Source organism: Nocardia sp. NPDC057272 (assembly GCF_042668615.1).
Taxonomy (GTDB): Bacteria; Actinomycetota; Actinomycetes; order Mycobacteriales; family Mycobacteriaceae; genus Nocardia.
This window is the reverse complement of record NZ_JBHUYK010000009.1, coordinates 177503-202743: the sequence shown is the minus strand read 5'-3', so window position 1 is coordinate 202743 and position 25241 is coordinate 177503. Positions and strand designations below refer to the sequence as shown.

Sequence of the window (25241 nt, the reverse complement as noted above, 5' to 3'; positions counted from 1 at the left end):
GACACGGATCCGGGGTCGCGAACGACCCGCACTTCCGCTGCGGCGTGGCGGTCATCAAAGGATCCGGTACGGATCACTTATCGGCCGTGTCGGGGCGGCTGTCCGGAAGGGACTTGTTGTCATGAGCAGCATCTACTTCGAATCGAACAGCAATCTGCCAGTTACCGAGCGCGGCCGCCGCGTCTCGGCGACCTCCGCCATCGAATCGCCCATCGCGCCGCTGGCGATGCCGGGGCTGATTCTCGGGCTGATCTTGCTCGGCCTCGGTGTGGCCGGCCTGCTGCGACTGGGTGACTGGGTGGGCAATTACGGATCCGTCCTGGTTGTGCTGGCCTACTTCCTCTATATGGCCGCGGCCGCGAGCCTGATGCTCTGGGGCGCGGTCACCGTCCGGTCGCTGCATCGTCGATAACCGAGCGTCGACGAGATTCGTGGGAACCCGGCAAAAGCGGCATTCGGTGGTTACGGTTTGACGGATGGATGGTGTCGGATGGCTACGCGACGCTTTTCTCCGATCCGGGCAAACGGCGAGCATTTCGGTTGGCGGCGATTCCGATAAGAGCGTGTTGATCGGGGAATGTATCCCACGCAGGGGGTGGGATACATATCCCGATCGCTCCTTACTGCTGATCTGCGGACGAAAATATCCATGGATTTCGAGCTATCGCGAATCTTCCGCGCTCGATTAAGGTGCAGGAATCGACCTACTCCATCCGGCGGAGGTGTGGACATGCCCGATTCCCCTCGTGGATCCACCGATAAGGAGCCGGAGCGGCGCGGCGCCGTCTCGAGTCCCACCGTGCCTGTGGCGCAGGTTTCCGGCGGCCGCCTCATCGGGCCGGATACCGATACCTCGATCCGGGTACCGCACACCGTCCAGGACGGACCGGAGCCGGTGTCCCCGGTCACCGAACCACCGGTCGAGACGCCACCCGATTCGCCGGAGCGGGAAGCGATGCGGGCCAGGATCAAGAAGTTCGTGCTCACTGTCGTCGTCATCGCCGCGCTCGGCGGCGCGCTGTTCGGCTACGACACCGGCGTCATCTCCGGCGTGCTGGTCTACCTCACGCCTGATTTCGCGCTGAGCCAGACCCAAGTCGGCGTCATCACGAGTTCGCTGCTCATCGGCGCCGCGATCGGCTCGATCACCGGCGGCTGGATGGCCGACCGGTGGGGCAGGCGGACGACGCTGCTGTTCGCGGGCGCCCTGTTCTTCATCGGCGCGCTCGCCCAGGCGCTGGCGCCCGATGCCACGGTCATGATCATCACCCGCCTGTTCCTCGGCGTCGCGGTCGGTACCGCCTCACTGGTGGTCCCCATGTACGTCTCCGAGATCTCCCCGCCGACCTATCGCGGGCGCCTCGTGTCGATGAACTCGCTGATGATCGCCAGCGGGCAGTTGCTCGCCTACATCGTCAACGCGCTGCTCGCCCCGACCGGGAACTGGCGGCTCATGCTGGCGATGGCGGCCGTTCCGGCGGCGGCGCTCGTGATCGGTATGTATTTCATGCCGGATTCACCGCGGTGGTATCTGAAACAGGGCCGCACCGCTGATGCGAAGAAAGTGCTCGAACAGTCTTATTACCCGGAGAATGTCGAGCCGACGATCGCCGAGATCGAACAGTCCGAGGCCGCCGATGCGGCGGTCAAGGACAGTTTGAGCGACCAATTGCGGAAACCGAAGGTGCGCGCGCTGTTCTACACCGGAATCGGATTGGCATTGATTCAGCAATTCGTCGGCGTCAATACCGTCATCTACTACGCACCGTCCACTCTCGCCCAGGCGGGGATGGGTGACAATGCGGCGATCACCTCGTCGATCGGCATCGGTGTCGGCGCGGTGCTCGGCGTGATGCTCGGCATGAGCCTGGTCGACAAGATCGGCAGGCGCCCACCGATGTTCCTCGGCCTGGCGATCATGGTCGTCGCGTTGGTCGGTATGGGTCTGATGGAACGTCTCACGCAGAGCACTGCCACCGGGTATGTGTTGGTGACATTGATGATCGTGTACGTCTGTGCCTTCCAGCTCGGCGTCGGGGTGCCCACCTGGTTGCTGATCTCGGAGATCTTCCCCGCCCCGATCCGCGCCACCGCGATGAGTATCTGCACCTTCCTCATCTGGATGGGCAATTTCACCGTCTCCCTGGTGTTCCCGCCGCTGGGCGAACTCTGGGGCGCGTCGACGATGTTCTTCCTCTTCGCGGTCGTTTCCGCGCTGTCGCTGGTGTTCTGCTATCGCCGGGTGCCCGAGACCATGGGCGAGTCCCTCGACGACATCACCAGCAAGGCGGAGAGCTGAGGGCCTACGGGTAGGCTGACCAGGTGAAGCAACTGTGAAACACCTGACGGTCGGCGTCGTCGCGACCTCTCGCAAGGAAAACGAACACCGGCTGGCAATCCACCCGGCCCACCTCGACCGCATCGATCCCGAGCTGCGCGGTCAGATCTACCTCGAACACGGTTACGGTAAGCGATTCGGTTACCCCGACGAGGCCCTCGCCCCACTCGTAGCGGGTCATCGCACTCGCGACGAGCTTTTCGCCGAGTGCGATGTGCTGCTGCTGGCCAAACCGCTGGCCGAAGACCTCGCGCAGATGCGCCCCGGCACAACCGTGTGGGGCTGGCCGCACTGTGTGCAGGACGCGAGCATGACCCAGCTGGCCGTGGACCGCGACCTGACGCTGATCGCCTGGGAGGCGATGAACCACTGGACGAAGTCGGGTGCTTTCAGCGTCCACGTGTTCCACAAGAACAACGAACTGGCCGGTTACTGCTCGGTCATGCATGCCCTCCAATTGCGCGGCGTGAGTGGAGATTACGGTCGCCGGATGCGTGCGGCGGTCATCAGCTTCGGCGCCACCGCGCGTGGTGCGGTGCGGGCGCTGTCGGCACTGGGGATCAGTGATGTGACGGTGCTGACCCAGCGCAGTGTGTCGGCGGTGGCCTCGCCGTTCGCCTCGGTGCGGATGCAGCATTTCAAGCGTGACCCGAAACTGCCCGGCCGCACACTCGCGCTGAAGGCGCCCGAGCCGGGGCCGCTGGCGGAGATGCTGGCCAACTACGACGTGGTGGTGAACTGCATGTTCCAGGACACCGAGGACCCGTTGACATTCATCATGAACGATGACCTCGAACTCTTCTCGCGCGGAACGCTTTTCGTCGACGTCTCGTGCGACGAGGGGATGGGCTTCGAGTTCTCGCGCCCGACCTCGTTCGCCGATCCGATGTTCACCGTCGGTGACGATCTGCACTACTACGGCGTCGACCACAGCCCCTCGTTTCTCTGGGACTCGGCGACGTGGGAGAACTCCGAAGCTCTGCTCGAGTACCTGCCCGTCGTGCTCGGCGGCCCCCCAGCGTGGGATGGCAGCGAAACGATTCGCCGGGCGATCGAGATTCGCGACGGTCGGGTACAGAACCCGCGGATCCTGTCGTTCCAGGGTCGCTCCGACGTATATCCGTATGCGGTGAACTGATTTCCGGCCCGGTCCTGCCGTTCCGCTATCGGTGCGGGCCGTCCACGCCGAGCAGGCCGAGGGCGAAGTCCGCGTAGGCGGCGGCGATCTGTTCGGGAGAGGACGGGCCGTCGAGCCGGAACCACTGGGGCAGTGCGGTGCACATCGTCGCGATGGCACGGCCCGCGTCGCGGGCCCGGGCGGTCGATCGGTTCGCCTCGGTCAGCGCGGCGTCGATATCGGCATCGAGAAGGTATTGGATCTCGTTGCGGGAGGCTGTGATCCGATCACGATCGGCCGGGTTCAGGCTGCGCATCTCGCTGGCGCCGATGAAGGCGAGTTCGCGGTGGTGCGTGTGGAACAGGGCGAGCGCTTCGACGACACGGCAGACTCGTTCGCGGCCGTTCGTGCCGTCGAGGCGTGCCGCGCGCACCCGCCGGTGCAATTCGTCCATGGTCAGGTCGAGTGCGCGGACCAGCAGGTCTTGTTTGTCGCGATAGTGGTGGTAGACACCGGGCACGCTCATGCCCGCCCGCGCGGCGATCGAGCGCATCGTGGCGCCGTGATACCCGGTCTCGACGAAAGAATCGATGGCGGCGGCGAGCACCGGGTCGAGAACCAGGGGCGGGAACTCACGCCAGGAATCCGGTGCGCCGGAGTCGGGCGATCCGGTTTCACCGTGCGCGGGGCTCCCGGCGGGGCGGGAATCAGTCGCACGCGGTCCAGGGGGAGGAGCACCGGTGGTGCGCTGGTCGCCGATCAGCCTGGCCACCGTCGTGCCCAGCTCGGCGGCGAGGGATCGCAGGCGCGGAACCGAGGCGCCGGTCTTGCCCGTCTCGATGGCGCTCAGCGTGGCCGCGCTGACCCCGATTCGCTGTGCGGTCGCCCGCAGTGACAACCCCGCCGCGGTCCTCGCCTGGCGCACCCGCGCCCCCAGTGCCTGCTGTTCGGCTGCCGTCGAATCCATGATGTTCAGAATAGCTGAACAAACATTTGAGTCCTACCAGCCTTGTTGACAGCATGAATACGCGCGTGCGACTGTCGTAACAGTCAATGTGCCGAGCGATCGTTCGGCAACCGAGCCGAGGAGCGGACCCGTGCCGATCGACCTGTCCTATCCGTCCGAGGTGCAGAGCCTGGCCGACCGCACCCGCACCTTCGTCCGCGACCATGTGCTCCCGGTCGAAGACGCGCACGACGGCGACATCACCGCGGCCGGTGGTGAGAAGCTGCGCCTCGAACTCCAGCAGGCCGCCCGTGATGCCGGTGTCTTCGCCCCGCACGCGCCGCTCGAATACGGTGGCCACGGTCTGGACATGTCCAACCGGGCCCCGGTGTTCGAGGAGGCGGGCTACTCGCTGTTCGGCCCGACGGCCCTCAATATCGCCGCCCCCGACGAGGGCAATGTCCACATGCTCGCCCACATCGCCGACCCGGAGCAGAAACAGCAGTTCCTCGCCCCGCTCGCTCGCGGCGAGGTGCGCTCGGCCTTCGCCATGACCGAACCGGCGCCGGGTGCGGGCTCGGACCCCTCCGCGCTGAGCACCCGCGCGGTCCGTGCCGATGGCGGTTGGCGCATCACCGGCCACAAATGGTTCATCACCGGCGCCGACGGGGCGGGGTTCTTCATCATCATGGCCCGCACCTCGGGCGAGCCCGGCCAACGTGGTGGCGCCACGATGTTCCTGGCACCCGCCGACAGCCCGGGCATTCGCGTCGGCCGCCATCTGGACACCCTCGACAAGTCGATGATCGGTGGCCACTGCGAGGTCTTCTTCGACGACCTTCTCGTCCCGGAGTCCGCGGTACTCGGCGAAGTCGACCGAGGCTTCGAATACGCCCAGGTGCGGCTCGGCCCCGCCCGGATGACCCATGTGATGCGCTGGCTCGGCGCTGCCCGTCGCGGTCATGACGTCGCGGTCGCGCACGTGGCGCACCGCGAGGGCTTCGGTTCGCGCCTCGGCGACCTCGGCATGGTCCAGAAGATGATCGCCGACAACGAGATCGACATCGCCGCCACCCGCGCACTGCTGACCCGTGCCTGCTGGGAACTCGACCGCGGCGAGCCCGCCGCGAATGCCACCTCCATCGCGAAAACCTATGCCGCCGAGGCCATCTTCCGCATCGTCGACCGGAGTATGCAGATGTGCGGCGGTCTCGGCGTCTCCGCCGACCTGCCGCTGGCGCGACTCTCGCGCGAGGTGCGCCCGTTCCGGATCTACGACGGTCCCTCCGAGGTGCATCGCTGGGCCATCGCCAAACGCGCGGTGAGCGCCGCCAAGCGGACGAAGCGGGATTCCGAATGACACTGCCGGGCATGGACATCGCCGCGCTGGAACAGTTCCTGCGCGCCAACGGCGTCGCGGTGGAAGGCGAGCTGCGCGTCGAACTGATCAGTGGGGGCCGGTCGAATCTGACCTTCGCCGCCGCCGATGACGTCTCGCGCTGGGTGGTGCGCCGCCCGCCGGTCGCCGGGCTCACCCCGTCCGCGCACGATATGGCCCGCGAGTACACCGTCACCAGCGCGTTGCAGGCATCGGCTGTGCCCGTGGCGAGAACGATCGCCTTCGACGCGGCCGGATCCGCGCTGGGCGCGCCGACGACCGTCGTCGAGTTCGTCGACGGGACGGTGTTTCGCGACCAGGACGATCTGTCCGCGCTCACCGATGCGCAGGTGAATTCGAGTGTGCGCGCGCTGGTCCGCGTTCTCGCCGATCTGCACGCGGTGGACCCGGGCGCTGTCGGTCTCGAATCATTCGGCAGGCCAACAGGTTTCGTCGCCCGGCAGGTCAAGCTCTGGGCATCCCAGTGGGAGCGGGTCAAAACCCGCGAGCTCGCGGATGTGGCGGCCCTGCATGCCGCACTGGCCGCTGCGATCCCGCCGGAGACATCGGCTTCGATCGTGCACGGGGACTTCCGCATCGACAATACGATCCTCGACAGCGCCGACCCGGCAACGGTCCGTGCCGTGGTCGATTGGGAGCTGTCCACCCTCGGTGATCCGCTCACCGATGTCGCCCTGATGTGCGTCTACCGGTCGCCGATCTTCGACGTGATCCTCGGGACCCGTGCGGCGTGGACCAGCCCGCGCCTGCCGAGCGCCGACACGCTCGCACAGGCCTACGCCACCGCGTCCGGGCGCGAGCTCGACAACTGGGGCTTCTACCTCGCGCTGGCCAACTTCAAACTCGGCATCATCGGCGAGGGCATCACCCATCGCGCGCATCAGGGTTCCGACACCGGTTCCGCCGCTGACCGGGCCGCCGAGGCCACCCCGGAATTCATGGCGGCGGGCTTGCGCGCGCTGAAAGGATCCGCGTAGTACCGCCGCGCGGTCGAACCGAACCCTGCCCGGCGTGCGGCGTGAATCATCCGATGATCTCCGGGGGCAGGAACATCGCGCCGAGTTGCGCCGCGATCGCGCTGGTGTGATCGACGATGCGCTCGGCGTCCACGTCGAGCACACCGGACCGCCACGCGGACAGTAGTTCGATGAAGCCGCCGATGCCGGCCAATGTGCTCATCCGCATGGCGGTTTCGTCGACGTCGGGACGCAGATAGGGCCACGCGGCGGCGATGAGCAGATCGGTCGCGTCGGTGAGCATGGTCTTGCGGCGCTGTTCGAGCACGGCGCTGCCCGCGTGATCGGCCAGCAGAATCCGGGCGCGTCCGCGCAGATCGGTCTGCAATCCGACGGCACAGGCGATGGCCGCGCGAGTGATCTCGAGGGGGGTTCGATCGGCATTCTCGGCGACGACGCTCGCCAGTTCGGCGAACACCCCGGCGCACACCTCGTCCCAGACCTCGGCCAGTAGTTCGTCGCGGTCGGCGAAGTGCTCGTAGAAGTAGCGATCGTTGAGCGAGGCCCGCTGGCAGACACCGCGCATGGTCACCGCGGCCCAGCCGTGGTCGAGCCAGATATCGAGGGCAGCCTCGACCAGGCCGACCCGCCGCTGCGCTCTGCGCTCCTCGGCGGTCCGCCCGCCCCAGGTCCGTGCCGGTGCGCGCACATCCATGGTTGACAAAGTACTCCTCCGCGCGCCTAATTGGTGTCAGGTGCGGCCAATGGTGGCAGATGCCACCAATTTGAGTCTCATCGGGTCGACCCGGGAGTTGCCATGCGATTGTTCCCCTTCGGCGGACACCGCCGAACCGCTGCCGCCGATGCTGTGGTGACCGGCGCGGGTAGTGGAATCGGACGTGCGTTCGCCGTCGAATTGGGTCGTCGAGGCGGTCGCGTCGTGTGCTCCGATATCGACCCCGACCGTGCGGCCGAAACCGCCGAACTGGTCGAGGCGGGGGGCGGCAAGGCGATCGGCACCCGTTGCGATGTCACCGTGATCGACGAGGTCGAACAGCTGGCGGCCACCGCGCAGGACTGGTTCGGCGGCCCGCCCACTGTTGTCGTCAACAACGCGGGCATCGGCGCGGGCGGACCGGTGGTCGGCGAGTTCGCCCTCGACGACTGGCACCGCACGCTCGGGGTGAATCTCTGGGGCGTGATCCACGGCTGCCACGTCTTCGCGCCGATCCTGCGCGCGGCCGGGCACGGGTCGCTGGTGAACGTCGCCTCGGCGGCCGCGTTCGGCGCGGCACCGCGGATGGCCGCCTACAACGTCAGCAAGGCGGGTGTGCTGGCGCTGTCGGAGACGATGTCGGCCGAGCTGGCCGGCACCGGCGTCGGCGTCACGGTGCTGTGCCCGACCGGCGTGAAAACCAATATCATGACCGCGGATTCGCCGATGGACGACACCGCCGAGCGCCTCGGCGGGCTGCTGCTGCGCTGGACCGGCCGCGCGCCCACCGCCATCGCCCGCACCACGCTGGACGCGGTGGACCGCGGCGAGCTGTATGTGGTGCCGCAGCTCGAGGCCAAGATGCTGTGGCAGGCCAAACGCTGGCTGCCCGCGACCTACACCCGTTCGGCAGGCCTGCTGGAGCGGGTCGTGCGCTGATCCACACCGAAGGAGATCGAACAATGACGTTCGCCTACCCCGACATGCTCGCCACGATTCGCGCCAAGCAGTGGGCACTGGCCGATATCGACTGGGACGCACCGGGCGCCGACACCATCACCGACGAGCAACGCCCGCGATTGGCCACCTTCATGGCCGACCTGGTGTGGATCGAACACGTCGGGGCCCGCGGCTTCGCCGCCCTGACCCGCCAGGCGCCGCCCGGCCCACTGCGGGAGATCTACCGGTACTTCCACGCCGAGGAACAAAAGCACGCCAACGCGGAACTGGCGCTGATGCGTCGCTGGGGCATGCTCCCCGACGGCGAGGCGATGCCGGTGCCCAACAAGAACATTCGCCTCGTCATCAGCTGGCTCGACCGTTACGCCGACCAGCTGACCCTGCCCGTGCTCGGAACCGTCATCCCGTCGCTGGAGACCGCCCTCGACGGCGCGTTGGTGAAGTTCCTGCTCGACGAGGTCGACGACCCGGTGTGCCACGAGGTGTTCCGGCACATCAACAGCGACGAATCTCGCCACCTCGCAGTAGGTTTCCAGGTTCTCGAACAACTCGGCGCGGGACCGTTGCGCCGAACCGTCATCGAGACAGCCGGTTTCGCGGTGCGTCCGTCGTTCGTGCTCGGCGCGTTGCTGTACGCGCCCCTGCTGTCACGGATGTCGACCAACATCATGGCGCTGGGCCTCGACGAGGAGAAGCTGTGGCAGGCGGTGCGCCGGTTCGAGAACGTGGGGGAGCGCAGCCCGGCCATCCGCAAGCTCCCGCTCTACCACGTGGTGAAGATGCACGGCAAGGCCACGATTCACCGCCGTCAGCCGTTCCAGCTGCTGGCCGACGTGTCGAATGCCTGTATCGATCGGTTCCCGATCCGGGTGCTCGGCCGCAGGCCGTCCTGGTCCGACGAGCTCACCTACGAACCGGTGGCGAAATGACGACGCCGCGTTTCGCCGATACCTTCACCGGTTCCCAGGTGCACCGCACAGCCTTCGCGCCCCGGCACGAGTTCACCGGTCAGCGGGTCGCGATCATCGGCAGCGGGGCGGCCGCCGCGCGCCTGCTGCCCGGCATCGCCGCCGAGGCCGCACGGGTGACGGTGTTCCAGACCGAGGCGGTGTGGGTGCTCCCCCGCGTTCCGCTGCCCACCGCGACGATGCCGCAGCGGCTCCTGCGACTCGTCGCCCGTGTCAATCTGGCTGTCCAGGTGCGTGATTCGTGGCTGCGACACCGCCTGACACCGGACGACACCGCGGGCGTCGCGGTGCACAACAGCTACTACCGAACCCTGCGGCAACCGCACTGCACCCTGGTGACCTGGCCGATCGCGCGGTTGGTGCCGCTGGGTGTGCGCACCGTCGACGGCATCGAGCATCAGGTGGACAGCATCGTCTACGCCGACGACGCGGGCTGTGTCGTTCGTACCGTCGCCCGGCCTCGCCGGCTGCATCCGTCGGCCGCACTCGTGAAGGAGATCGCATGAGCACCAAGGGAATCGACCACGAGATCGTCATCGTGGGCGCCGGCTTCTCCGGCATCGGCGTGGCGATCGAGTTGCGCAAGGCCGGGTTCGGCGACTTCGTGATCATCGACGAGGCCGACGGCGTGGGCGGTACGTGGCACTGGAACACCTATCCCGGTGTCGCCGTGGATATCCCGTCGTTCAGCTACCAGTTCTCCTTCGAACAGCGCACCGACTGGTCACGGGTCTACGCGCCCGGTCGCGAACTCAAGGCCTATGCCGAATCGTGCGTGGACAAGTACGAACTCCGTTCGCGAATCCGCTTCGGCACCACCGTGGTCGGCGCGGATTTCGACGAGCGGGCCGACCACTGGGTGCTGCACACCACCGACGGCGACGACCTCACCGCACGGTTCGTGATCAGCGCGACCGGTGTGCTCACCCGCCCCAAACTGCCCGATATCCCCGGCATCGAAGGCTTCGCGGGCGCGACCATGCACACCTCGCGCTGGGATCATCGCCAGGACCTGCGGGGCAAGCGGGTGGCGATCATCGGCACCGGCGCCTCCGCGGTCCAGGTGATCCCGGAGATCGCCTCGCGGGTGGAACACCTGACGGTGTTCCAGCGCACGCCGATCTGGTGCCTGCCGCGCCCGGACCTGCCGTTGCCTCTCGCCGCCCGGCTGGCGCTGAAGGTCCCCGGCGGACGGACCGTGACCCGCCTGGTGAGTCAGACCTACGTGGAGGTCACCTTCCCGCTCGCCGCCCACTATCACCGCTCGTTGCCCACCGCCGCCATCGGTGAACGCGCGGGCCTGGCCCACCTGCGGCGTCAAGTGAAGGACCCCGCCGTCCGGGACGCGCTCACCCCGCGATACGCCCTCGGGTGCAAACGGCCGAGCTTCTCCAACGACTATCTGTCGACCTTCAACCGTGCGAACGTGACCCTGGAAACCGCGGCGATCAGCGAGATCACCGCCACCGGTGTGCGCACCGCCACGGGTGCCGAACATCGCGCCGACGTGCTGATCCTCGCCACCGGCTTCAAGGTCATGGAATCGGGCAACATGCCGACCTATGACCTGCACGGCGTCGGTGGCCGCGATCTGGAGACCTGGTGGGACGAGAACCGGCTGCAAGCCTACGAGGGCGTGAGCGTTCCCGGCTTCCCGAACTTCTTCTCCATCATCGGCCCCTATGGCTACAACGGGGCCTCCTATTTCACGCTGATCGAGAACCAGACCCGCCACATCCTGCGCTGCCTGCACCACGCCAGGGCCAACGACGCGGACCGCATCGAGGTCACCGAGGAAGCCAACGACCGCTACTTCCGCGAGATGCTCGCCCGCCGCGGCGGCCAGGTGTTCTGGGACGAAAGCTGCGTCACCGCCAACAGCTACTACTTCGACAAACACGGCGACGTCCCCCTACGTCCCACCTCCACCATCGAATCCGCCTGGCGCAGCGGTCATTTCCCACTCACCGACTACGTCTTCTCCTGATCGCATCGGCCGGGCTCGGGCGGCGCGCAGTCGTTCTTCACCCGAGAGACGACCTTGACAGCGCCGCATCGATCTCGTCGAGGTAGGCGCGAACCGGGCCTACGCTGAGAAGTCCACTCTGCGCCGTTGTTTCGGCCGCCGCGGGGGCCAGCTGGGTCCGGGCTCGGCGCATGGTCTCGCGATCGCCGACGGCGGTGGCCGCGTGTGCCACGATGGCCCACAGTGCTTCGAACAGCAGGTCGCGCGGCGGGGATGTGATGGTGCGCAAGACCTCTCGCGCACTGTCGAGCTCGCCACGCGCGACGAGCAGGGCGGGCTCGACCCAGGATTTGTAGGGCCCCCAGTCTGTCTCGGGGTCGATCGTGGCGATCCTGCCGGTCTCGTGTCGCCGCAGAGCCATGCTCAGCTGTGCCAGTGGCAACAGACCACGGTCGAGTCCCGGCATGCCTGCTCCGGTGAGTGAGGCGGCCGCCGTCACGTACGCGGCTTCCGCAATCGCGAGGTCTGTTGTCGCGCTGGCCCGTAAGGCGCGGTACCAGGTGGTGAACACCTCGACCAGCGGCAATTCATACCGCTGTGCCAGCGCGTCCGCGGCTTCGGCGTGCTGGTCGGCGCTCGTGTAATCAGCGGAGGCGCACCGCGTTTGGATGAGGATGAGGTGGCCCAGTACCTCGTAGGTCGCGAGTTTGCTGTTGGCTGCCACCGTGATGATCTCGGTGCCGACAGCGTCACGCCGGTGCGCCAGTCCCGCGCGCTGGAAGCTCTGCATGAACACACCGTTGAGTGCGAAGGCCAGCAGGGCGGGGTCGTGCAGCCGCCGGGCGATCTCCTCGGCCTGACGGGCGGCACGCAGCGGGCGCAGTCCCGCCTCGGTCGGATCGCCCACCGGCAGGGCGCCGCGCGATTCGACGGCGATGGTCGCCAGCAGCCTGGCTCGATCGGCATCATCGTGGGCGGGCAGGCGCAGGAGTGTCTTCTCGGCGATGCCCACGAGGCGTCGATCCTGCGCCGGGTCGTCGGAGCGGGTCCAGATCGCGGGGACGTCGTAGATGCCGATCACCCGCGCGGTCAGCTCGGCGTCACCGAGGTCGTCGGCGGCGACCACCGCCGAAATCCGGTGTGCGCGTGCGGCCGCCAGACCGCCGCCACCCGTGACCGCGAGATCACGCATCAGGCCCGCGGTCGATTCCAGCCGCGTCCTCGTACGCGGCGGGACCGCGCTGTCGTAGGCGGCACGCGCCTGTTCCCACACCCGCACCGTGGGGTCGGTCGCGACCGGGTCGAGGTATTCGGCCTGGCGGAGCAGGTCGTGTTCGAGGCGGCGCAGTGCCGGTCCGGGGTCGATGCCCAGATCATCGGCCAGCATCCGCCGGGCCCTGGCGAGAACCGCGAGCGCGTCGGCCTGGCGGCCCGAACGGTAGAGGGCGGTGGCCAGCAGCCCCCATGCGTCTTCACGCCAGGGATGTTCGGCGACGTGCGCGTCGAGGTCGGGAACCGCCGCGGCGGCGGCACCCAGTGCCAATTGCGCCGCGCCGCGACGTTCGACGGCCAGCAACCGCTGCTCGGTGAGCCGCGACCGTTCGGCCTGCGCCCATCCGGCATCGGCGAAGTCGGTATAGGCAGGCCCCTGCCACCAGCTCAGTGCGTCGGTGAGCAGCGAGAACGACTCTTCCGGCGGCAGGGTTGCCGCCGCACGCACAGCATCGTCGAATCGCCACGCGTCGACATCCGCCGATTCGGGCCGCAGCGCGTAACCGAGCCCTTCGGTGACGAGTAGATGTGGTGGTGTGCGGGGCGGACGATCGGGTTCGAGTGCGCGCCGCAATCCGGCGACGAAGGTACGGACCGCACCCACCGCGTTCGGGGGCGGCTCGTCCCACAGATCCTCGACCAGGCGACCGACCGGAACGACCCGCCGGTGCGCGAGGATCAGCCGTGCGAGCACTTCGCGGTAGCGCGGACCGCGCAGCGCGACCGGCTCACCGCGGTCGTCGTGCGCGATGACCGGTCCGAGCACCTGAAACCGCATCAGGCCAATGTAGTGCGCGTTCATCGGCTGCTCATCGCGACACCGCACGCTCGAACTCGTTCCGCGCAGACCCCGCGGAACACCCTTCGAACGAAGCGAGAGCCCACGCGATGACCCGCACCATTCCCGGTTTCGACTACCACCGCGTCCCGGTCGCCGACGATGTCGCCCTCACCGTCGCCGTCGCCGGTGCGGGAACCCCGATCGTGCTGCTGCACGGCTTCCCGCAGACCCACCTGATGTGGCGTCACGTCGCCGCCGACCTGGCCGCCGACCACACGGTGATAGTCGCGGACCTGCGCGGCTACGGCGACAGCGACAAACCCGTCGAAGCAGGCAGCGACACCTACTCCAAGCGGCGCATGGCGGCCGACATCGTCGCTGCCGCCGCTGCCTTCGGCCACGACCGCTTCGCGCTCGCCGGTCACGACCGCGGCGCGCTGGTGGCCTTCCGCGCCGGGCTCGACCACCCGGACGCGGTTACCCATCTCGCCTGCTTGGACGTGCTGCCCACTCTCGACATGTGGGAAGTGCTGCACGGCGCCACCGCCGCCGTCGGGTTCCACCTGTACTTGATGGCACAGCCGCCCGGACTGCCCGAACAGATGATCTCCGCCAGTGCTGACGCGTTCTTCGCCTACTTCCTCGACCAGTGGGCGAAGACCCCCGACGCGATCCCCGCGCCCGTGCGCGCCGCGTACCTCGACGCCTGTCGCGACGCTGTCCCTTCGATCGTGGCCGACTATCGCGCCTCGGCAACCATCGATATCGACCACGACCGCGCCGACCGCGCGGCAGGCGCCAGACTGGCCATGCCCGTCACGGTCATGCAGCAGGACTGGGGCGCCGCGCTCGGATACGAGGCGGCGGCACTGTGGTCGAGCTGGGCGCCCGACCTCGACCACCGCACCGTCGACGCGGGTCACTTCATGGCCGAGGAGGACCCCCAGACCGTCACCGCCGCCCTGCGTGAGCTTCTCCGGCGCTGAGGACGGCGCGGCACCGCTCAGTACGAGACGGTGAAGCGCAGGCCGACGAAGGTGTTCTCCGCCAGCGCGTCGACGATCGCGCTCGCGTAATCGCCCACGCTGATCCGGCTTTCACCAGCGGCGTCGACGATCGGGGTGTCGCGAGCCTCGGCGCGATAGACGCCGGTCGCCTCGCCGGGGATCAGGTGAACGGGCGGCGGGCTGACATACGACCACCGGACCGGGGAGTCGGCGGCACGCAAGATTTCCAGCGCTTCGCACTGGTCACGGGCCGTCGCCAGGTACTGGGCGGGGAAGTCGGGCGAATCGACGAAACGGTGCCCCGGTGCGTATTCGAGGCTGCCGCCCCCGCCGAGGAACACCAGGCGGTCGACCCCGGCGAGGGGGAGTGCTTCCAGGAGGGTCTGCGCGCCACGCGGCACCAGTCGGTCATCGCCCTTGACGGCCGCTACGACGGCGTCGTGTCCCGCGACGGCGTTCTTGACCGAGGCCGCGTCGGTGACATCCACCGTGTCCCGGCCGAGCGCGGTGACCTGCATGCCGCGAGCGGTCGCCTCGCGGACGACCGCACCGCCGAGATTGCCCGTGGCGCCGATGACAGCGATCCTCATCGGCTTGCCCCGGTCCAGGCTGTCAACGAAATCGCTGATGAGCGGGGCGATTTCGGGAAGGTTCTCCTCGAGCGCGAAATGGCCGGTGTCGAAGAGATGGACGGTGGCGTCGGGCAGATCGCGGAGGTAGGCGTTGGCGCCCGCCTCGGGAAAGAAGGCGTCATTGCGACCCCACAGCACCAGCGTCGGCGGTCGGTGCTCGCGCAACCACTGCTGCCACACCGGGTAGAGCGCCACATTGGTGTGGTAGTCGAGGGCCAGGTGCACCTGCGCGTCCTTGCGGCCGGGAAGGTCGAGAAAATGCTGGTCCAGGGTCCAGCCGTCGGGTGCGATGAGCTCGAGATCGGTGGTGCCGCCCTCGTATTGGCCGCGGGTGACGGGCAGTTCGAGGATCTGCCGAACGTTGTCCTCGGCGCCCGGCTGTCCCGGCTTGTTCGCGGTCATCGCGCGTGCCATGTCGGACAGGCCGTCGTCGTAGGTGTTCGCGTTCTGCACGATCAGTCCCGCGATCCGCGCGGGGCGGCGGGTGGCCAGGCGGAGGCCGACCGGACCGCCGAAGTCGAAGGCGTACAGCACGAATCGGTCCAGGGCGATCGCGTCGACGAAGCCTTCGATGATGTCGGCCAGCCGTTCGAAGGAATAGACGAAATCGTCGGGGACCTGAGTGTGCCCGAAACCGGGATAGTCGGGAGCGATCATCCGGAATCGGCCACCGAGGGCGTCCATGAGCCGGCGGAACTGGTGCGAGGCCGACGGAAAGCCGTGCAGCAGAAGCAGCGCCGGTGCGTTCGCGGGTCCGGTCTCTCGATAGAAGACCCGCACTCCGTCGACCTCGACGACCCTGTGCCTGATCTGCGGGACGTGCACTACCGCCATGTCGAAACCGGCCTCTCTGAACATATTTCGTAGACGGATCTATGATCAACAGTTCGCCGGGCGTGATCAACGACAAATCACCCAAGGGTCGTTAACCGGCGAGCAATGATCGAAGGCGGCCGTGGAGCGAAACGAGATCGAGGCGTTCCTGACGCTGTCGGAGGAACTGCATTTCGGCCGAACCGCCGAGCGGCTGCGGGTTTCCACAGCGCATGTCAGCAAGACGATCAAGGGGCTCGAACGTCAGGTCGGGGTGGCGCTGTTCGAACGGACCAGTCGCAAGGTCGCCCTCACCCCGGTCGGCCGTCAGTTGTGCGAAGAACTTCGCCCCGCCTACGAGCAGGTTCGGCGCAGCGTGCGCAACGCCGAACTGGCCGGGCGTGGCATCCAGGGCACCGTGCGGGTCGGCTATTTCGGATCGGCCGGTGGACGGTATCTGCTGGAAGTCGCCGAGCGCTTCGAGGCCAGGCATCCCGAATGCGCTGTGCGGATCACCGAATTGCAGCTCAGCGATGGTGCGAATCGGTTGCGCAGCGGCGAGGTCGACGCGATGCTGTGCTGCTTCCCGATGCGTGAGCCCGACATGACCATCGGCCCGCCGCTGATCTCCGAGGCCAAGATGCTCGCGGTCCCGGCCGGCCACACCCTCGCCCACAGACCGGCGCTGTCGCTGGAAGACCTCGCCGATGCCGCGATGATCCAGAACCCGCCGCAGCTGCCCGCCTACTTCGACGAATTCCACCACCCCCGAAAGACCCCCTCTGGTCGCCCCATCCGACCCGGTCCGACCGCCGCCACCTTCCAGGAGATCCTCGCCCTCGTCGGCGCGGGCAAAGGCGTCTACCTGACCACGGAACAAGCGCCCCTGTTCTACCTCCGCCCCGACGTCACCTTCATCCCCGTCACCGACGCCCCACCCCTCCAATTCGGCCTCGGCTGGCTCAACACCGGCCTCACCACCCGAGTACAGGCCTTCGCCCACACCGCATCCGCCACCGCCACCCGATTCTGACTCTTCGACGCGGGACGGCGTGTGGCCTCGGCTATCGCGGCAGAAGTTGAAGGATGCCCTGGGTGGCCCGGCGAAATGGTTCGCTGGACTGTGCGCCGCGAGCAAGGACGTAGGCGCCTTGTCGGACAGCGAGAATCGTGGCGGCGAGGTCATCGACATCCAGGTTCGGGTCGAGTTCGCCGTTTCGTCTGCCCTCGGCGAGGACTTGCCGGATCTGATCCTGGATCCAGTCGAACGTCGCGGCAATCGGTGCTCGTAGCGAATCGTCGTCCACCACTGCCGCGTCCTGGACGAGCCGCCCGAGTCGGCAACCGCGCAGCACATTTTCGTCGAGGGTCAAGAAGGCCGCGACTTTCTCGCGGGTCGTGGACCCGCTGTCCAGCCGGGCGGTGATCTGGTGTTTCAGCTCGTCGCTCATCTGCAGCTCGGCAGCGACAGCCAGGCCCGCCTTGCTCCGAAAATGGTGGTACATGCTGCCTTGTCCCGCACCGGCGAGCTCTTGGACCGCTCGCGGACTCGTGCCCGAGTAGCCGCGCTCCCACAGCAGGGTGTGCATGCTCTCGATCAAACGCTCGGCCGTAGTCATCGCACAACTGTACCTATCAGTAGGTACAGTATCGATCTGTACTCATAGGTACAGGACCGACGAAAGGCGGCGCGATGGGGGCAGCGGATTCGGAACGGGCGTCTGTGACAGTGGACGAGTTCGCGCAGTCGGGCAGGAGTCGCGAGCGGTCGCCGAACACGACCGCCGCCCTGGCCGCAATCTGCCTGGGGTTCTTCATGATTCTGCTGGACGGCAGCGCGCTGAATATCGCGTTGCCGTCGATTCGGGCCGAGACAGGCGGGTCGATGGCGGCTCTGCAGTGGCTGGTGAACGTCTACACGATTCCGCTGGCCGCGCTGCTGCTCAGCGCGGGAACGCTGGCTGATCGGCTCGGCGCCCGCCGGGTGTTTGCCTGGGCGCTGGGCGGATTCACCGTCGCGTCACTGATCTGCGCGGTGAGTGCGACCTTGGCGGTGCTCCTCGTCGCCCGGTGCTTTCAAGGGATCTTCGCGGCCGGAGTCCTGCCCACCACGCTCGCGATCATCGCCCGGATGTATCCGGACGCGACGCAGCGCGCACGCGCGATCACCGTGTGGGGCGCGACCGGCGGTGTCGCACTGGTTGCCGGGCCGATCGGTGGCGGGCTGCTCACCGAGGCGCTGGGCTGGCGGTCCATCTTCTTGCTCAACGTGCCGATCGGAGCGGCGGCGCTGTGGCTGACCTGGCGGCACATCGCCGAAACCGCACGCCGTGACGACGAATCCTTCGACTGGACAGGCCAGCTCCTGGCGATCGCGGGTCTGGGGACACTCGTCGGCGGTCTGATCGAAGGTGGTGAACGTGGCTGGTCGTCGCCGTTGACGCTGGTGCTCCTTGCCGCGTCCGCCCTGTTCCTGTCGGGGTTCGTCGGGGCCGAATCGCGGGTTGCGTCGCCGGTCCTGCCGTTGACGATGTTGCGCAGCGCATCCTTCTCCGCCTCGATCGCGAACGGGTTCGCCTTCCAATTCGGTGCCTACGGGCTGCAATTCATGCTCGCTGTGTTCCTGCAGACGCAGTGGGGCTACGACGCCCGCACCACCGGATTGTTCTTCCTGCCGTTCGCTGTTCTGTGGACGTTCGCGACCCTGGTACTCAACCGCAGGTGGGCGGACCGTGGGATGAGGTGGCTACTGATCACGGGGTCGCTCACCGCCGGGGTCGGGGCCGTCGTGTGTTCGGCTGTGGGAGAGCCGGACAGGTGGCCGGTGGTGCTGGTCGGCTCCGCGATCGTCGGATTCGGGTGCGGACTTTTCGGGCCCAGCAGCAACGGCGCGGCGATGGCCTCCGCGGACCCGCGCTATGCCGGTTTGGCATCCGGAGTCCTCAATACCTCGCGTCAGGTCGGAATGGCGATCGGCATCGCACTGTTGGGGGCGTGCCTGGCCGCTCCGGATCCGATCTTCGGCGCGCGCATCGGGATTGCCCTGACAGTGGTGTGTTTCGTCGCGATAGCGGTGCTGAGCGTGCGCTACGTTCCGCGCCGCAGCACGGCGTACTGATCCGATGCAGTCCGGACCGTGCAATCGGGTCAGGGTTCGGCGGCTCGTTGTTCGGCGCGGTGGGTGAGTGCATCGACGATGCGTTGCCAGGCGGGGGAGGACTCCGAGATGCGGGAAGCGACCAGTTCGGTGGAGCGGGTGCGGCCGTGGGTGTGGGCGATTTCCCAGGCGTCGAGGTCGTCGATGAGGCGGTCGAGGCGTGGGTCGTGGGGGTGCCAGTCGACCGATTCATCGACCGCGCGGTACAGGCGGGTGGTTTCCGGGTCGTCGAATTCGGCGTTCTTCTCCCGGATCCGGTGCGGGATCGCGTCGGCGTCCAGCGCTTGCAACAAGATCCAGGCGTCACGCTCGAGGCGCATCCGTTGTTCGCTGATGCCGAGACCGCGCATCCGGTTCAGCAGGGTGACCACCTCGCCGGGGAGGAAAAGGCTTTCGCCGCTCGCCAGTTCGGCGATCCGGTGGCGGTACTCGGCGAGCTGATCGATCTTGCGCTGGAGCGCGGTGTCGATCTCGCTGATGGCCGTGGCGAATTCGGCCGGCTGGGCGTGGAGCAGCGCGTCGATCCGCGACAGCGGAACGCCCGCGTCGGCGAGGGTTCTGATCCGGATGAGATCGACCGCCGCCTGCGCGGGGTAGCGGCGATAGCCGGAGGCGTCGCGCTCGGGCTCGGGCAACAGGCCGACCTGGTGGTAGTGGCGTACGGTGCGCACGGTCACGCCGGTGGTCGCCGCGAGTTGGCCGATGGTCAGCACCGCGCCGATCCTAGCGGCGACGAACCTGGTCGATGACATCGCGGATCGCCTCGACCACGGCATCGGGGCGATCGAAGCAGAGCCGGTGGTGCACGGTGTCGGTGAGAATTCGCTGTTGCCCCTGGGAAACCCCGCGCACCACAGCGGCGTCCATTCGCCGCCTGCCGTCGTGGATCTCGGCCAGCGCCTCGGGCGACTGGTAAGGGTCCGGCCCCAGCACGCTGAGCACCACCAGCGGAACATCGGGAAGGTTCGGCCCGGCGTGCAATTCAGCGGCCAGTTCCGGCAGCCCGTCGCGCTCGGCGAAGCCCGCCCGGATCGATTCGTCGCTCGTCTTGGCCTCCGTCAGCGCTCGCCGCACCGGTTCCGGGTAGTCCGCGAGCAGCTCGGCGCGCATCTCGCGAAGGGCTGTGCGCAGGTGTTCGAGCTGCTCGGCGTCGGGCGCGGGCGCCGCGGCCGCGGCCAGTCCCATCGCCGGTGGCATGAACTCGTCCCAGTCTCGGTGCAAGCCGTCCATCCAGACCAGTCCGGCCACTTGCCGCGGGTACAGCTGCGCGAACCGGTGCGCGTAGAGGCATCCGAGTGAGTGGGCAGCGAGAACATAAGGGCCGCAGAGTTCGTCGAGAGTGCCCAGCAGCTGGTGCAATTCCGTGGCGACCGCGGTGGCGGTACGGGGCAGGGGCAGCGGATCGCTGTAGCCGGTGCCGCCGCGGTCGTACACCACGGCACTGGTGAACTGCGAAACCTGCTGCTGCACACCGAAATAGTCGAGGCCGACCGCGCTCGCACCGGGCAGGAAGACCACCGCCGGTCCACCGCTGCCCGACCGATGGACGAAAAGGCGATTGCCGTCGATCTCGGTGAACCCGCCGACCGGCGGTGCGGGCTTCGTCGAGGAGATGTCGTTGTTCGTCATGCGACAAGGGTGCAACCCTGACGCTGCGTCAAGGTCAACCTCTGCGTCGGCTACAGCGCGAGCGGAGGTGCGGCAGTGGTGGGTGTGGCCGACGGGCGGTAGGTGCGCCACGCTTGCGCGAGGCGATCGACCACGGTGGTGAGGGTCTCCAGCGGATGCAGGAAGTGGATCCGCAGATACCGTTCGCTGCCACCGGTCGGATCGAGACCACCGCCCGCCAGGATCGAAACACGATGTCGCAGTGCGGCTTGTGCGAAGGAAGCGCCGTCGCCGCGCGGCAGCCGGATCCAGAGTGTCTGTCCGCCCCGGACCGGCGGCACGTCCCATTCGGGGATCCGGCGCGCGAGCTCGGCGCGCAGGTGGTCGTGGCGACGTTCGCGTTCGGCGGCCTGGGTGCGCAGCAGGCCGTCGAGGCGGGGGAGTAGCTCGGCCGCGGCCAGCTGGGCAGGAAGATTGCCGCCGAGATCGTGCACCGCGCGCAGTCTGGCGAGCTTGGCGACGACGGGGGCCTCCGCGCGGATCCAGCCGATTCGCAGTCCGCCCTAGACACTCTTGCTCAGCGATCCGATGGTGATCACGGTGTCGGCGAACACGGCAAGGGGCGGCGGAGTCTCATGGCCCGGGAAGCCGAGTTCGGCGAGCACCTCGTCATCGATCAGCGGAATCCTTTCCGCTGCTGATGTTTCCGCGAGGCCGCGGCGCGCGAGCGTGGAAAGCACCGACCCTGTCGGGTTCTGGCAGGTGGGGATCACGTAGGCGAGAGTGGGCCGGCGGTCTCGGATCGCACCCGCGAAACCGTGCAGTCCGGGCGGCAGCCCGAAGACGACCGCCGCTTCCGCGCGAAAGGCTTCCAACGCCCCCGGGTAGGTCGGGGCTTCCACGAGGACGCGATCGCCGGGCCGAAGGTAAGCCCGGGCGAGCAACGACAGTGCTTGTTGCCCACCGGCGGTGACGAGGATCTGCCCGGTCTCGGTCGGCAGGCCGCGCCCCCGGTAGTACTCGGCGACGGCCTCCCGAAGCGTCGGATGGCCCGACGGGTAGTAGCCGATGTCGTCGGTCGTCGCGGCCAGCGCGGGGAGCATCGCCGCATAGGACTCGGCCAGTTCGACCGGCGGCCGGTCCGGTGCCGCGCAGGCCAGCGAGATCACGTCGGACCGCGGCTCGAGCAGGTCCAGAAACATCGGCTCACTCGTGGTCGCCGGTGGATCGACCCGTGGCGTCCCCGCGACCCGGGTGCCACTGCCCTGCCGGCGCACGATCCGGCCTTCGTCCTGCAGCAGGTCGTAGGCCGCTACCACGGTGCTCCGCCCGACCGACAAGGCGACGGCGAGTGTCCGATCCGGCGGCAGCAGTGCCCCCGGCGCCAGTTCGCCGTCCTCGATCAGCGCGCGCAAACCGGCCGCGAGCAGGGCATACAGCGGGCCGCGCCCCGCCGACCAGCGGCCGAGCCGATCTGTCACGTCAATTGGTTCCATAGGCAAACCAATTATGCTCGATTGGCGCTGGACCGGCACCTTGCGCGGCCCGACGATGATCACCATGACAGTTTCGAGCGCCACCGGTTCCGTCTCGGTCCCCGCGGCCATCGCCGCCCTGCCCGGCCCGTTCCAGCAGCACGAGCTGGCAACGGTCAACGACACCGTCGTCCGCGTCGCCCGGCTGGCGGGTGAGTTTCCCTGGCACCGCCACGACGAAGACGAGCTCTTCCTCTGCTGGGACGGCACGTTCCGCGTCGAACTGGCAGACCGCGCACCCGTGATCCTGCGACCCGGCGAACTATTCGTGGTGCCCAGGGGAATTCGGCACCGGCCGGTCGCCGACGAGGTCGCGCATGTGCTGTTGATCGAGCGTCCGGAGACCGCGCAGTACGGCAACTGAACGCCGTGGGCACGTCACACCCGCGAAGTCACCGTCCCGGATTCGACGGGCACCGTGCGAAGTAGTTCGGCCACTTCCGTGGGTGTGGCGGACGGAAAGAGCTGCCGCACACCGATCATCGCCAGGAGCCGGTCCTGATCGGCACCGACGCCCATCCGCGACACCACATCGTGGGCGGCGCGGTTGGCCTCGGCGATCTCGTCGGCTTTGCTCAAGCGGGTGAGGTTCTCGCCCACGATCTTGTCGAGGTCGGTGGAACGTTTGTAGAACAGCGCGGTGATCCCGACCGGCACCGCGCCCATGATCGAGGTCGCGGCGGCGGCGTCGCGATTGCCGAACGCCACCATCGACGCCGCGGCGAGGACTACCACCACTCCGCAGCAACCGCTGATCATGTACGCCCAGAAGAACGCCGTGCTCTGCGCCATCGCACTGCGTACCTGGCGAAGGTATTCCTCTGTTCGATGACGCGGCGTCCCGGTGTCGCCGGTGGTCGGATCCGCTGTTTCCGAGACGGCCGGGGCAGCGGTGTCGCCGGTCATGGTGACTTCGATGGCCCGCTTGCTGATGCGGCGACTGAATGTCGCGGAGAACCACGCTGACACCGCGGCGATCATCGTGGGGATCAGCCCACCCACCCCGATCAAGGCCAAGACTTCGTCCACCGTATTCCCCCGAATCAAGCGCCGACACCCCTGTGAACGTTCACGCGCACTCTACCGCGTGCCGGTTATCCACTCGCACAAGGTGATCGGTGCTCATCGTTCGGCCGTCGGCTTGGTTGCCGGGTCGAAGAGGAACGAGATCCGCTCCATCCTCCGTTTGAATAAGACCTCTTGTTAGAAACAAGTCATCGTGCTGTAATCAGCGTCACCTAGAAGAGGAGACGCCATGCAGCGCAGCACGGCAGCCACTGTCCGCCCGGGGCGGGGACGCAGGCTCGGAACGAGGTGGGCGGCGGTGCCCTTGGCGGCGGTGTGCCTGGCGATATCGAGCGTCGGCACCGCCGCCGGTAACCCGTATCCGAGTTTCCCGCCGGACCAGAACCAGCTCCCGCAGCTGCCCGCCGAACCCCAGCTCTACGACATGCTGCCGATCCCGGTGCCCGCCGAGGATCCCTGGTACGACGACCCGGCGGACCTCGATTCCTATGCGCCCGGCCAGATCATCCGTTCCCGAACGGTGCAGACGCGCCTGCTCGGCCTGCCCTTCCCGGTGCATACCGAACAGCTGCTGTTCCGCAGCAACGACGTGCACGACAACCCGATCGCGACCGCGACCTCGGTGATCGTTCCCGGTATCCCGTGGTCGGGCAGTCCGCGGCCGGTGGTGTCCTTCCAGGAGGCCATCGACGCGACCGACTCGTCGTGCAACCCGTCCTACACATTGCAGACGGGCACGATGAAAGAGGCCGCGCTGGCGGTGTATTGGCTCGCGCAGGGGTTCGCGATCAATGTCGCGGACTTCGACGGCAAGTTCAATACCTTCAACACCTACGACGAAGGCAAAATGGTGCTCGACAGTCTGCGCGCCATGAAGAACTCGGCATTGGGCCTGACGGACTCCGGGATCGCGCTCTACGGGTACTCCGGCGGCGGCTCCGGTTCGATCCGGGCGGCTGAACTCCGCGAGAGCTACGCCCCCGATGTGCGGTTGCTCGGCACCGCGGTGGGTGGATTCCCCGCCGATCTGCGAGCACAGGCCCGGTACGCGATCGCCCAGCAGCCGGGCCTCACCGGCGCCAGTAATTTCACGATGTGGCTCGGGTTCGCCGCGTTGTCGCGGGAATTTCCCGACCAGTTCGACGCGAAGGAATTGCTCACCCCGGAAGGGCAGGCGATCGTGGCGGATATGCGCAGTCGTTGCGTTTACACGATCGCCGCCGCCGGCGCGTACCGGCCGATCAGTGCCTATTTCCAGCCGGGGAAGTCACTCGAAACGGCACCGGGTGTGATGGAGGTTCTCGCGGACCAGAGTCTGGGACACCATATTCCGGACAGCCCGATCTTCTGGTGGCACGGAATCTGGGACGAACTGATCCCGACGTCGGCGGTACTACCGACGGTGAACGACTACTGGAACCGGGGCGCGGATCTGCGGTTCTACACGATGCCGCTGCCGGAACACATCGTCAATGCCGTCGCGGGCTGGCCGCCCGCGGTCGCCTGGACCAGTGCGGTGCTGCGAGGTCTCCCGCCGGGCGAGCGATTCAAAGCCGATATCCCGCTGCCCAACTGAAACGAAAACAGCACGGCGCGCGGAGGGAATGCGCGCCGTGCTGTTTTCGAACCGAAACTTTACGCCGAGGCCTGCTCATAGGCCGAGATGACGTCCGCCGAAATCCTGCCGCGGCTGGACACCGTGTGTCCGTTCTGCGAAGCCCACGCCCGGATCTCGGTGAGATCGTTGCGACGGGTGGATTCTGCCGCCGGTGCCGCGCCGAGACGACGTGCGGCGCCTGCCTTCGCGCGGCCGGTGCGACGCGCGTACGGAACCCACTGTTCGAACACCTCACGCAACTGTGCCGCGTTGGCATCCGACAGGTCGATTTCGTAGGCCGCCCCATCGATTCCGAATGTGACAGTCGCATCGGCAGCGGACGTGCCATCGAAATCATCGACAAGTGTGACAACGACTTTGCGCGCCATGGGAGTCCTGTTCGTTCGGGTGCCGAGAATTACCGTCGTTGATCTTAGTTGACGACGGT

At 67.6% G+C, this 25241-nt stretch carries 23 protein-coding genes and 1 pseudogene; 14 read left to right on the top strand and 10 right to left on the bottom strand.

Annotation, left to right across the window (positions count from 1 at the left end; genetic code table 11):
- Positions 1-121: 121 nt before the first annotated feature.
- From ACFULV_RS15735 to ACFULV_RS15725, 3 genes are all read left to right on the top strand, one after another.
- Positions 122-412 carry a hypothetical protein gene (locus tag ACFULV_RS15735; protein ID WP_378657096.1) on the top strand — a complete coding sequence of 97 codons (291 nt, stop codon included), beginning with the start codon at positions 122-124 and terminating at the stop codon, positions 410-412.
- A gap of 318 nt (positions 413-730) precedes the next feature.
- Complete coding sequence (locus ACFULV_RS15730) at positions 731-2299, top strand: sugar porter family MFS transporter (protein ID WP_378657093.1); 1569 nt, start codon at positions 731-733, stop codon at positions 2297-2299.
- Positions 2300-2333: 34 nt separating this feature from the next.
- On the top strand, positions 2334-3476 hold the full coding sequence (locus tag ACFULV_RS15725) for a N(5)-(carboxyethyl)ornithine synthase (protein ID WP_378657090.1): 1143 nt from the start codon (positions 2334-2336) through the stop codon (positions 3474-3476).
- Between the two features lie 25 nt (positions 3477-3501).
- On the opposite strand, the gene ACFULV_RS15720 is transcribed toward ACFULV_RS15725, so the two are convergent.
- Entirely contained in the window at positions 3502-4422 is a 921-nt protein-coding gene (locus ACFULV_RS15720; protein WP_378657087.1) for a TetR family transcriptional regulator, read from the bottom strand.
- Positions 4423-4552: 130 nt separating this feature from the next.
- On the opposite strand from ACFULV_RS15720, the gene ACFULV_RS15715 reads away from it, so the two are divergent.
- Together ACFULV_RS15715 and ACFULV_RS15710 are read left to right on the top strand one after the other, a co-directional pair.
- Positions 4553-5761: an acyl-CoA dehydrogenase family protein gene (locus tag ACFULV_RS15715; RefSeq protein ID WP_378657084.1), complete on the top strand. Its 1209-nt coding sequence runs from the start codon at positions 4553-4555 to the stop codon at positions 5759-5761.
- On the top strand, positions 5758-6777 hold the full coding sequence (locus ACFULV_RS15710) for a phosphotransferase family protein (protein WP_378657081.1): 1020 nt from the start codon (positions 5758-5760) through the stop codon (positions 6775-6777). The genes ACFULV_RS15715 and ACFULV_RS15710 overlap by 4 nt, the downstream gene beginning before the upstream one ends.
- A gap of 46 nt (positions 6778-6823) precedes the next feature.
- On the opposite strand, the gene ACFULV_RS15705 is transcribed toward ACFULV_RS15710, so the two are convergent.
- Positions 6824-7471, bottom strand: coding sequence for a TetR/AcrR family transcriptional regulator (locus ACFULV_RS15705; protein ID WP_378630110.1), 648 nt, complete (start codon positions 7469-7471; stop codon positions 6824-6826).
- Positions 7472-7573: 102 nt separating this feature from the next.
- Here ACFULV_RS15705 and ACFULV_RS15700 point away from each other — a divergent pair, with 102 nt between their 5' ends.
- From ACFULV_RS15700 to ACFULV_RS15685, 4 genes are read left to right on the top strand one after another with little or no spacing between them, the layout of a single operon-like run.
- Positions 7574-8410 carry an SDR family NAD(P)-dependent oxidoreductase gene (locus tag ACFULV_RS15700; RefSeq protein WP_378630112.1) on the top strand — a complete coding sequence of 279 codons (837 nt, stop codon included), beginning with the start codon at positions 7574-7576 and terminating at the stop codon, positions 8408-8410.
- Between the two features lie 23 nt (positions 8411-8433).
- Positions 8434-9360, top strand: coding sequence for a ferritin-like domain-containing protein (locus tag ACFULV_RS15695; protein WP_378630115.1), 927 nt, complete (start codon positions 8434-8436; stop codon positions 9358-9360).
- Positions 9357-9905, top strand: coding sequence for an NAD(P)/FAD-dependent oxidoreductase (locus tag ACFULV_RS15690; protein WP_378657079.1), 549 nt, complete (start codon positions 9357-9359; stop codon positions 9903-9905). The genes ACFULV_RS15695 and ACFULV_RS15690 overlap by 4 nt, the downstream gene beginning before the upstream one ends.
- A complete protein-coding gene (locus tag ACFULV_RS15685) occupies positions 9902-11386 on the top strand; it encodes a flavin-containing monooxygenase (RefSeq protein WP_378657076.1) in 1485 nt (494 codons plus the stop codon). Before ACFULV_RS15690 ends, ACFULV_RS15685 begins: the two co-directional genes overlap by 4 nt.
- Positions 11387-11423: 37 nt before the next feature.
- Here ACFULV_RS15685 and ACFULV_RS15680 read toward each other — a convergent pair whose 3' ends face one another.
- Positions 11424-13415 carry a BTAD domain-containing putative transcriptional regulator gene (locus ACFULV_RS15680; protein ID WP_378657074.1) on the bottom strand — a complete coding sequence of 664 codons (1992 nt, stop codon included), beginning with the start codon at positions 13413-13415 and terminating at the stop codon, positions 11424-11426.
- Positions 13416-13525: 110 nt separating this feature from the next.
- On the opposite strand from ACFULV_RS15680, the gene ACFULV_RS15675 reads away from it, so the two are divergent.
- On the top strand, positions 13526-14404 hold the full coding sequence (locus ACFULV_RS15675) for an alpha/beta fold hydrolase (RefSeq protein WP_378657071.1): 879 nt from the start codon (positions 13526-13528) through the stop codon (positions 14402-14404).
- A 17-nt stretch (positions 14405-14421) separates the two neighbouring features.
- On the opposite strand, the gene ACFULV_RS15670 is transcribed toward ACFULV_RS15675, so the two are convergent.
- A complete protein-coding gene (locus ACFULV_RS15670) occupies positions 14422-15891 on the bottom strand; it encodes an alpha/beta fold hydrolase (protein ID WP_378657068.1) in 1470 nt (489 codons plus the stop codon).
- Positions 15892-16012: 121 nt separating this feature from the next.
- On the opposite strand from ACFULV_RS15670, the gene ACFULV_RS15665 reads away from it, so the two are divergent.
- Positions 16013-16903 carry a LysR family transcriptional regulator gene (locus tag ACFULV_RS15665; protein ID WP_378657066.1) on the top strand — a complete coding sequence of 297 codons (891 nt, stop codon included), beginning with the start codon at positions 16013-16015 and terminating at the stop codon, positions 16901-16903.
- Between the two features lie 31 nt (positions 16904-16934).
- Here ACFULV_RS15665 and ACFULV_RS15660 read toward each other — a convergent pair whose 3' ends face one another.
- On the bottom strand, positions 16935-17489 hold the full coding sequence (locus ACFULV_RS15660) for a TetR/AcrR family transcriptional regulator (RefSeq protein ID WP_378657063.1): 555 nt from the start codon (positions 17487-17489) through the stop codon (positions 16935-16937).
- Between the two features lie 104 nt (positions 17490-17593).
- Here ACFULV_RS15660 and ACFULV_RS15655 point away from each other — a divergent pair, with 104 nt between their 5' ends.
- Positions 17594-18988, top strand: coding sequence for an MFS transporter (locus ACFULV_RS15655; RefSeq protein ID WP_378657060.1), 1395 nt, complete (start codon positions 17594-17596; stop codon positions 18986-18988).
- A gap of 29 nt (positions 18989-19017) precedes the next feature.
- Here the strand turns inward: ACFULV_RS15655 and ACFULV_RS15650 are convergent, their stop codons facing one another.
- From ACFULV_RS15650 to ACFULV_RS15640, 3 genes and pseudogenes are all read right to left on the bottom strand, one after another.
- Entirely contained in the window at positions 19018-19779 is a 762-nt protein-coding gene (locus ACFULV_RS15650) for a MerR family DNA-binding transcriptional regulator (RefSeq protein WP_378657058.1), read from the bottom strand.
- Entirely contained in the window at positions 19751-20656 is a 906-nt protein-coding gene (locus ACFULV_RS15645) for an alpha/beta fold hydrolase (protein ID WP_378657055.1), read from the bottom strand. Before ACFULV_RS15645 ends, ACFULV_RS15650 begins: the two co-directional genes overlap by 29 nt.
- Before the next feature lie 50 nt (positions 20657-20706).
- Positions 20707-22116 (bottom strand): annotated as a pseudogene (locus ACFULV_RS15640) (PLP-dependent aminotransferase family protein).
- A gap of 79 nt (positions 22117-22195) precedes the next feature.
- Between ACFULV_RS15640 and ACFULV_RS15635 the strand changes: the two are divergent.
- Positions 22196-22534 (top strand): cupin domain-containing protein, encoded by a 339-nt coding sequence (locus ACFULV_RS15635; RefSeq protein WP_378657053.1) that lies wholly within the window; start codon positions 22196-22198, stop codon positions 22532-22534.
- Between the two features lie 14 nt (positions 22535-22548).
- Here ACFULV_RS15635 and ACFULV_RS15630 read toward each other — a convergent pair whose 3' ends face one another.
- Positions 22549-23199, bottom strand: a complete 651-nt coding sequence (locus tag ACFULV_RS15630; RefSeq protein ID WP_378657050.1) for a hypothetical protein — start codon at positions 23197-23199, stop codon at positions 22549-22551.
- A 226-nt stretch (positions 23200-23425) separates the two neighbouring features.
- On the opposite strand from ACFULV_RS15630, the gene ACFULV_RS15625 reads away from it, so the two are divergent.
- Positions 23426-24772 carry a lipase family protein gene (locus ACFULV_RS15625; RefSeq protein WP_378657048.1) on the top strand — a complete coding sequence of 449 codons (1347 nt, stop codon included), beginning with the start codon at positions 23426-23428 and terminating at the stop codon, positions 24770-24772.
- Between the two features lie 59 nt (positions 24773-24831).
- Here the strand turns inward: ACFULV_RS15625 and ACFULV_RS15620 are convergent, their stop codons facing one another.
- Positions 24832-25182: an Lsr2 family protein gene (locus ACFULV_RS15620; RefSeq protein ID WP_378630144.1), complete on the bottom strand. Its 351-nt coding sequence runs from the start codon at positions 25180-25182 to the stop codon at positions 24832-24834.
- Positions 25183-25241 lie beyond the last annotated feature (59 nt).

Coding starts and splice junctions, on each gene's coding strand:
- ACFULV_RS15710 (WP_378657081.1), top strand. CDS start 5,758: ATGACACTGCCGGGCATGGACATCGCCGCGCTGGAACAGTTCCTGCGC.
- ACFULV_RS15720 (WP_378657087.1), bottom strand. CDS start 4,422: ATGGATTCGACGGCAGCCGAACAGCAGGCACTGGGGGCGCGGGTGCGC.
- ACFULV_RS15675 (WP_378657071.1), top strand. CDS start 13,526: ATGACCCGCACCATTCCCGGTTTCGACTACCACCGCGTCCCGGTCGCC.
- ACFULV_RS15625 (WP_378657048.1), top strand. CDS start 23,426: ATGCAGCGCAGCACGGCAGCCACTGTCCGCCCGGGGCGGGGACGCAGG.
- ACFULV_RS15685 (WP_378657076.1), top strand. CDS start 9,902: ATGAGCACCAAGGGAATCGACCACGAGATCGTCATCGTGGGCGCCGGC.
- ACFULV_RS15645 (WP_378657055.1), bottom strand. CDS start 20,656: ATGACGAACAACGACATCTCCTCGACGAAGCCCGCACCGCCGGTCGGC.
- ACFULV_RS15700 (WP_378630112.1), top strand. CDS start 7,574: ATGCGATTGTTCCCCTTCGGCGGACACCGCCGAACCGCTGCCGCCGAT.
- ACFULV_RS15730 (WP_378657093.1), top strand. CDS start 731: ATGCCCGATTCCCCTCGTGGATCCACCGATAAGGAGCCGGAGCGGCGC.
- ACFULV_RS15695 (WP_378630115.1), top strand. CDS start 8,434: ATGACGTTCGCCTACCCCGACATGCTCGCCACGATTCGCGCCAAGCAG.
- ACFULV_RS15635 (WP_378657053.1), top strand. CDS start 22,196: ATGACAGTTTCGAGCGCCACCGGTTCCGTCTCGGTCCCCGCGGCCATC.
- ACFULV_RS15660 (WP_378657063.1), bottom strand. CDS start 17,489: ATGACTACGGCCGAGCGTTTGATCGAGAGCATGCACACCCTGCTGTGG.
- ACFULV_RS15735 (WP_378657096.1), top strand. CDS start 122: ATGAGCAGCATCTACTTCGAATCGAACAGCAATCTGCCAGTTACCGAG.
- ACFULV_RS15670 (WP_378657068.1), bottom strand. CDS start 15,891: ATGGCGGTAGTGCACGTCCCGCAGATCAGGCACAGGGTCGTCGAGGTC.
- ACFULV_RS15705 (WP_378630110.1), bottom strand. CDS start 7,471: ATGGATGTGCGCGCACCGGCACGGACCTGGGGCGGGCGGACCGCCGAG.
- ACFULV_RS15620 (WP_378630144.1), bottom strand. CDS start 25,182: ATGGCGCGCAAAGTCGTTGTCACACTTGTCGATGATTTCGATGGCACG.
- ACFULV_RS15650 (WP_378657058.1), bottom strand. CDS start 19,779: ATGTCATCGACCAGGTTCGTCGCCGCTAGGATCGGCGCGGTGCTGACC.
- ACFULV_RS15690 (WP_378657079.1), top strand. CDS start 9,357: ATGACGACGCCGCGTTTCGCCGATACCTTCACCGGTTCCCAGGTGCAC.
- ACFULV_RS15680 (WP_378657074.1), bottom strand. CDS start 13,415: ATGCGGTTTCAGGTGCTCGGACCGGTCATCGCGCACGACGACCGCGGT.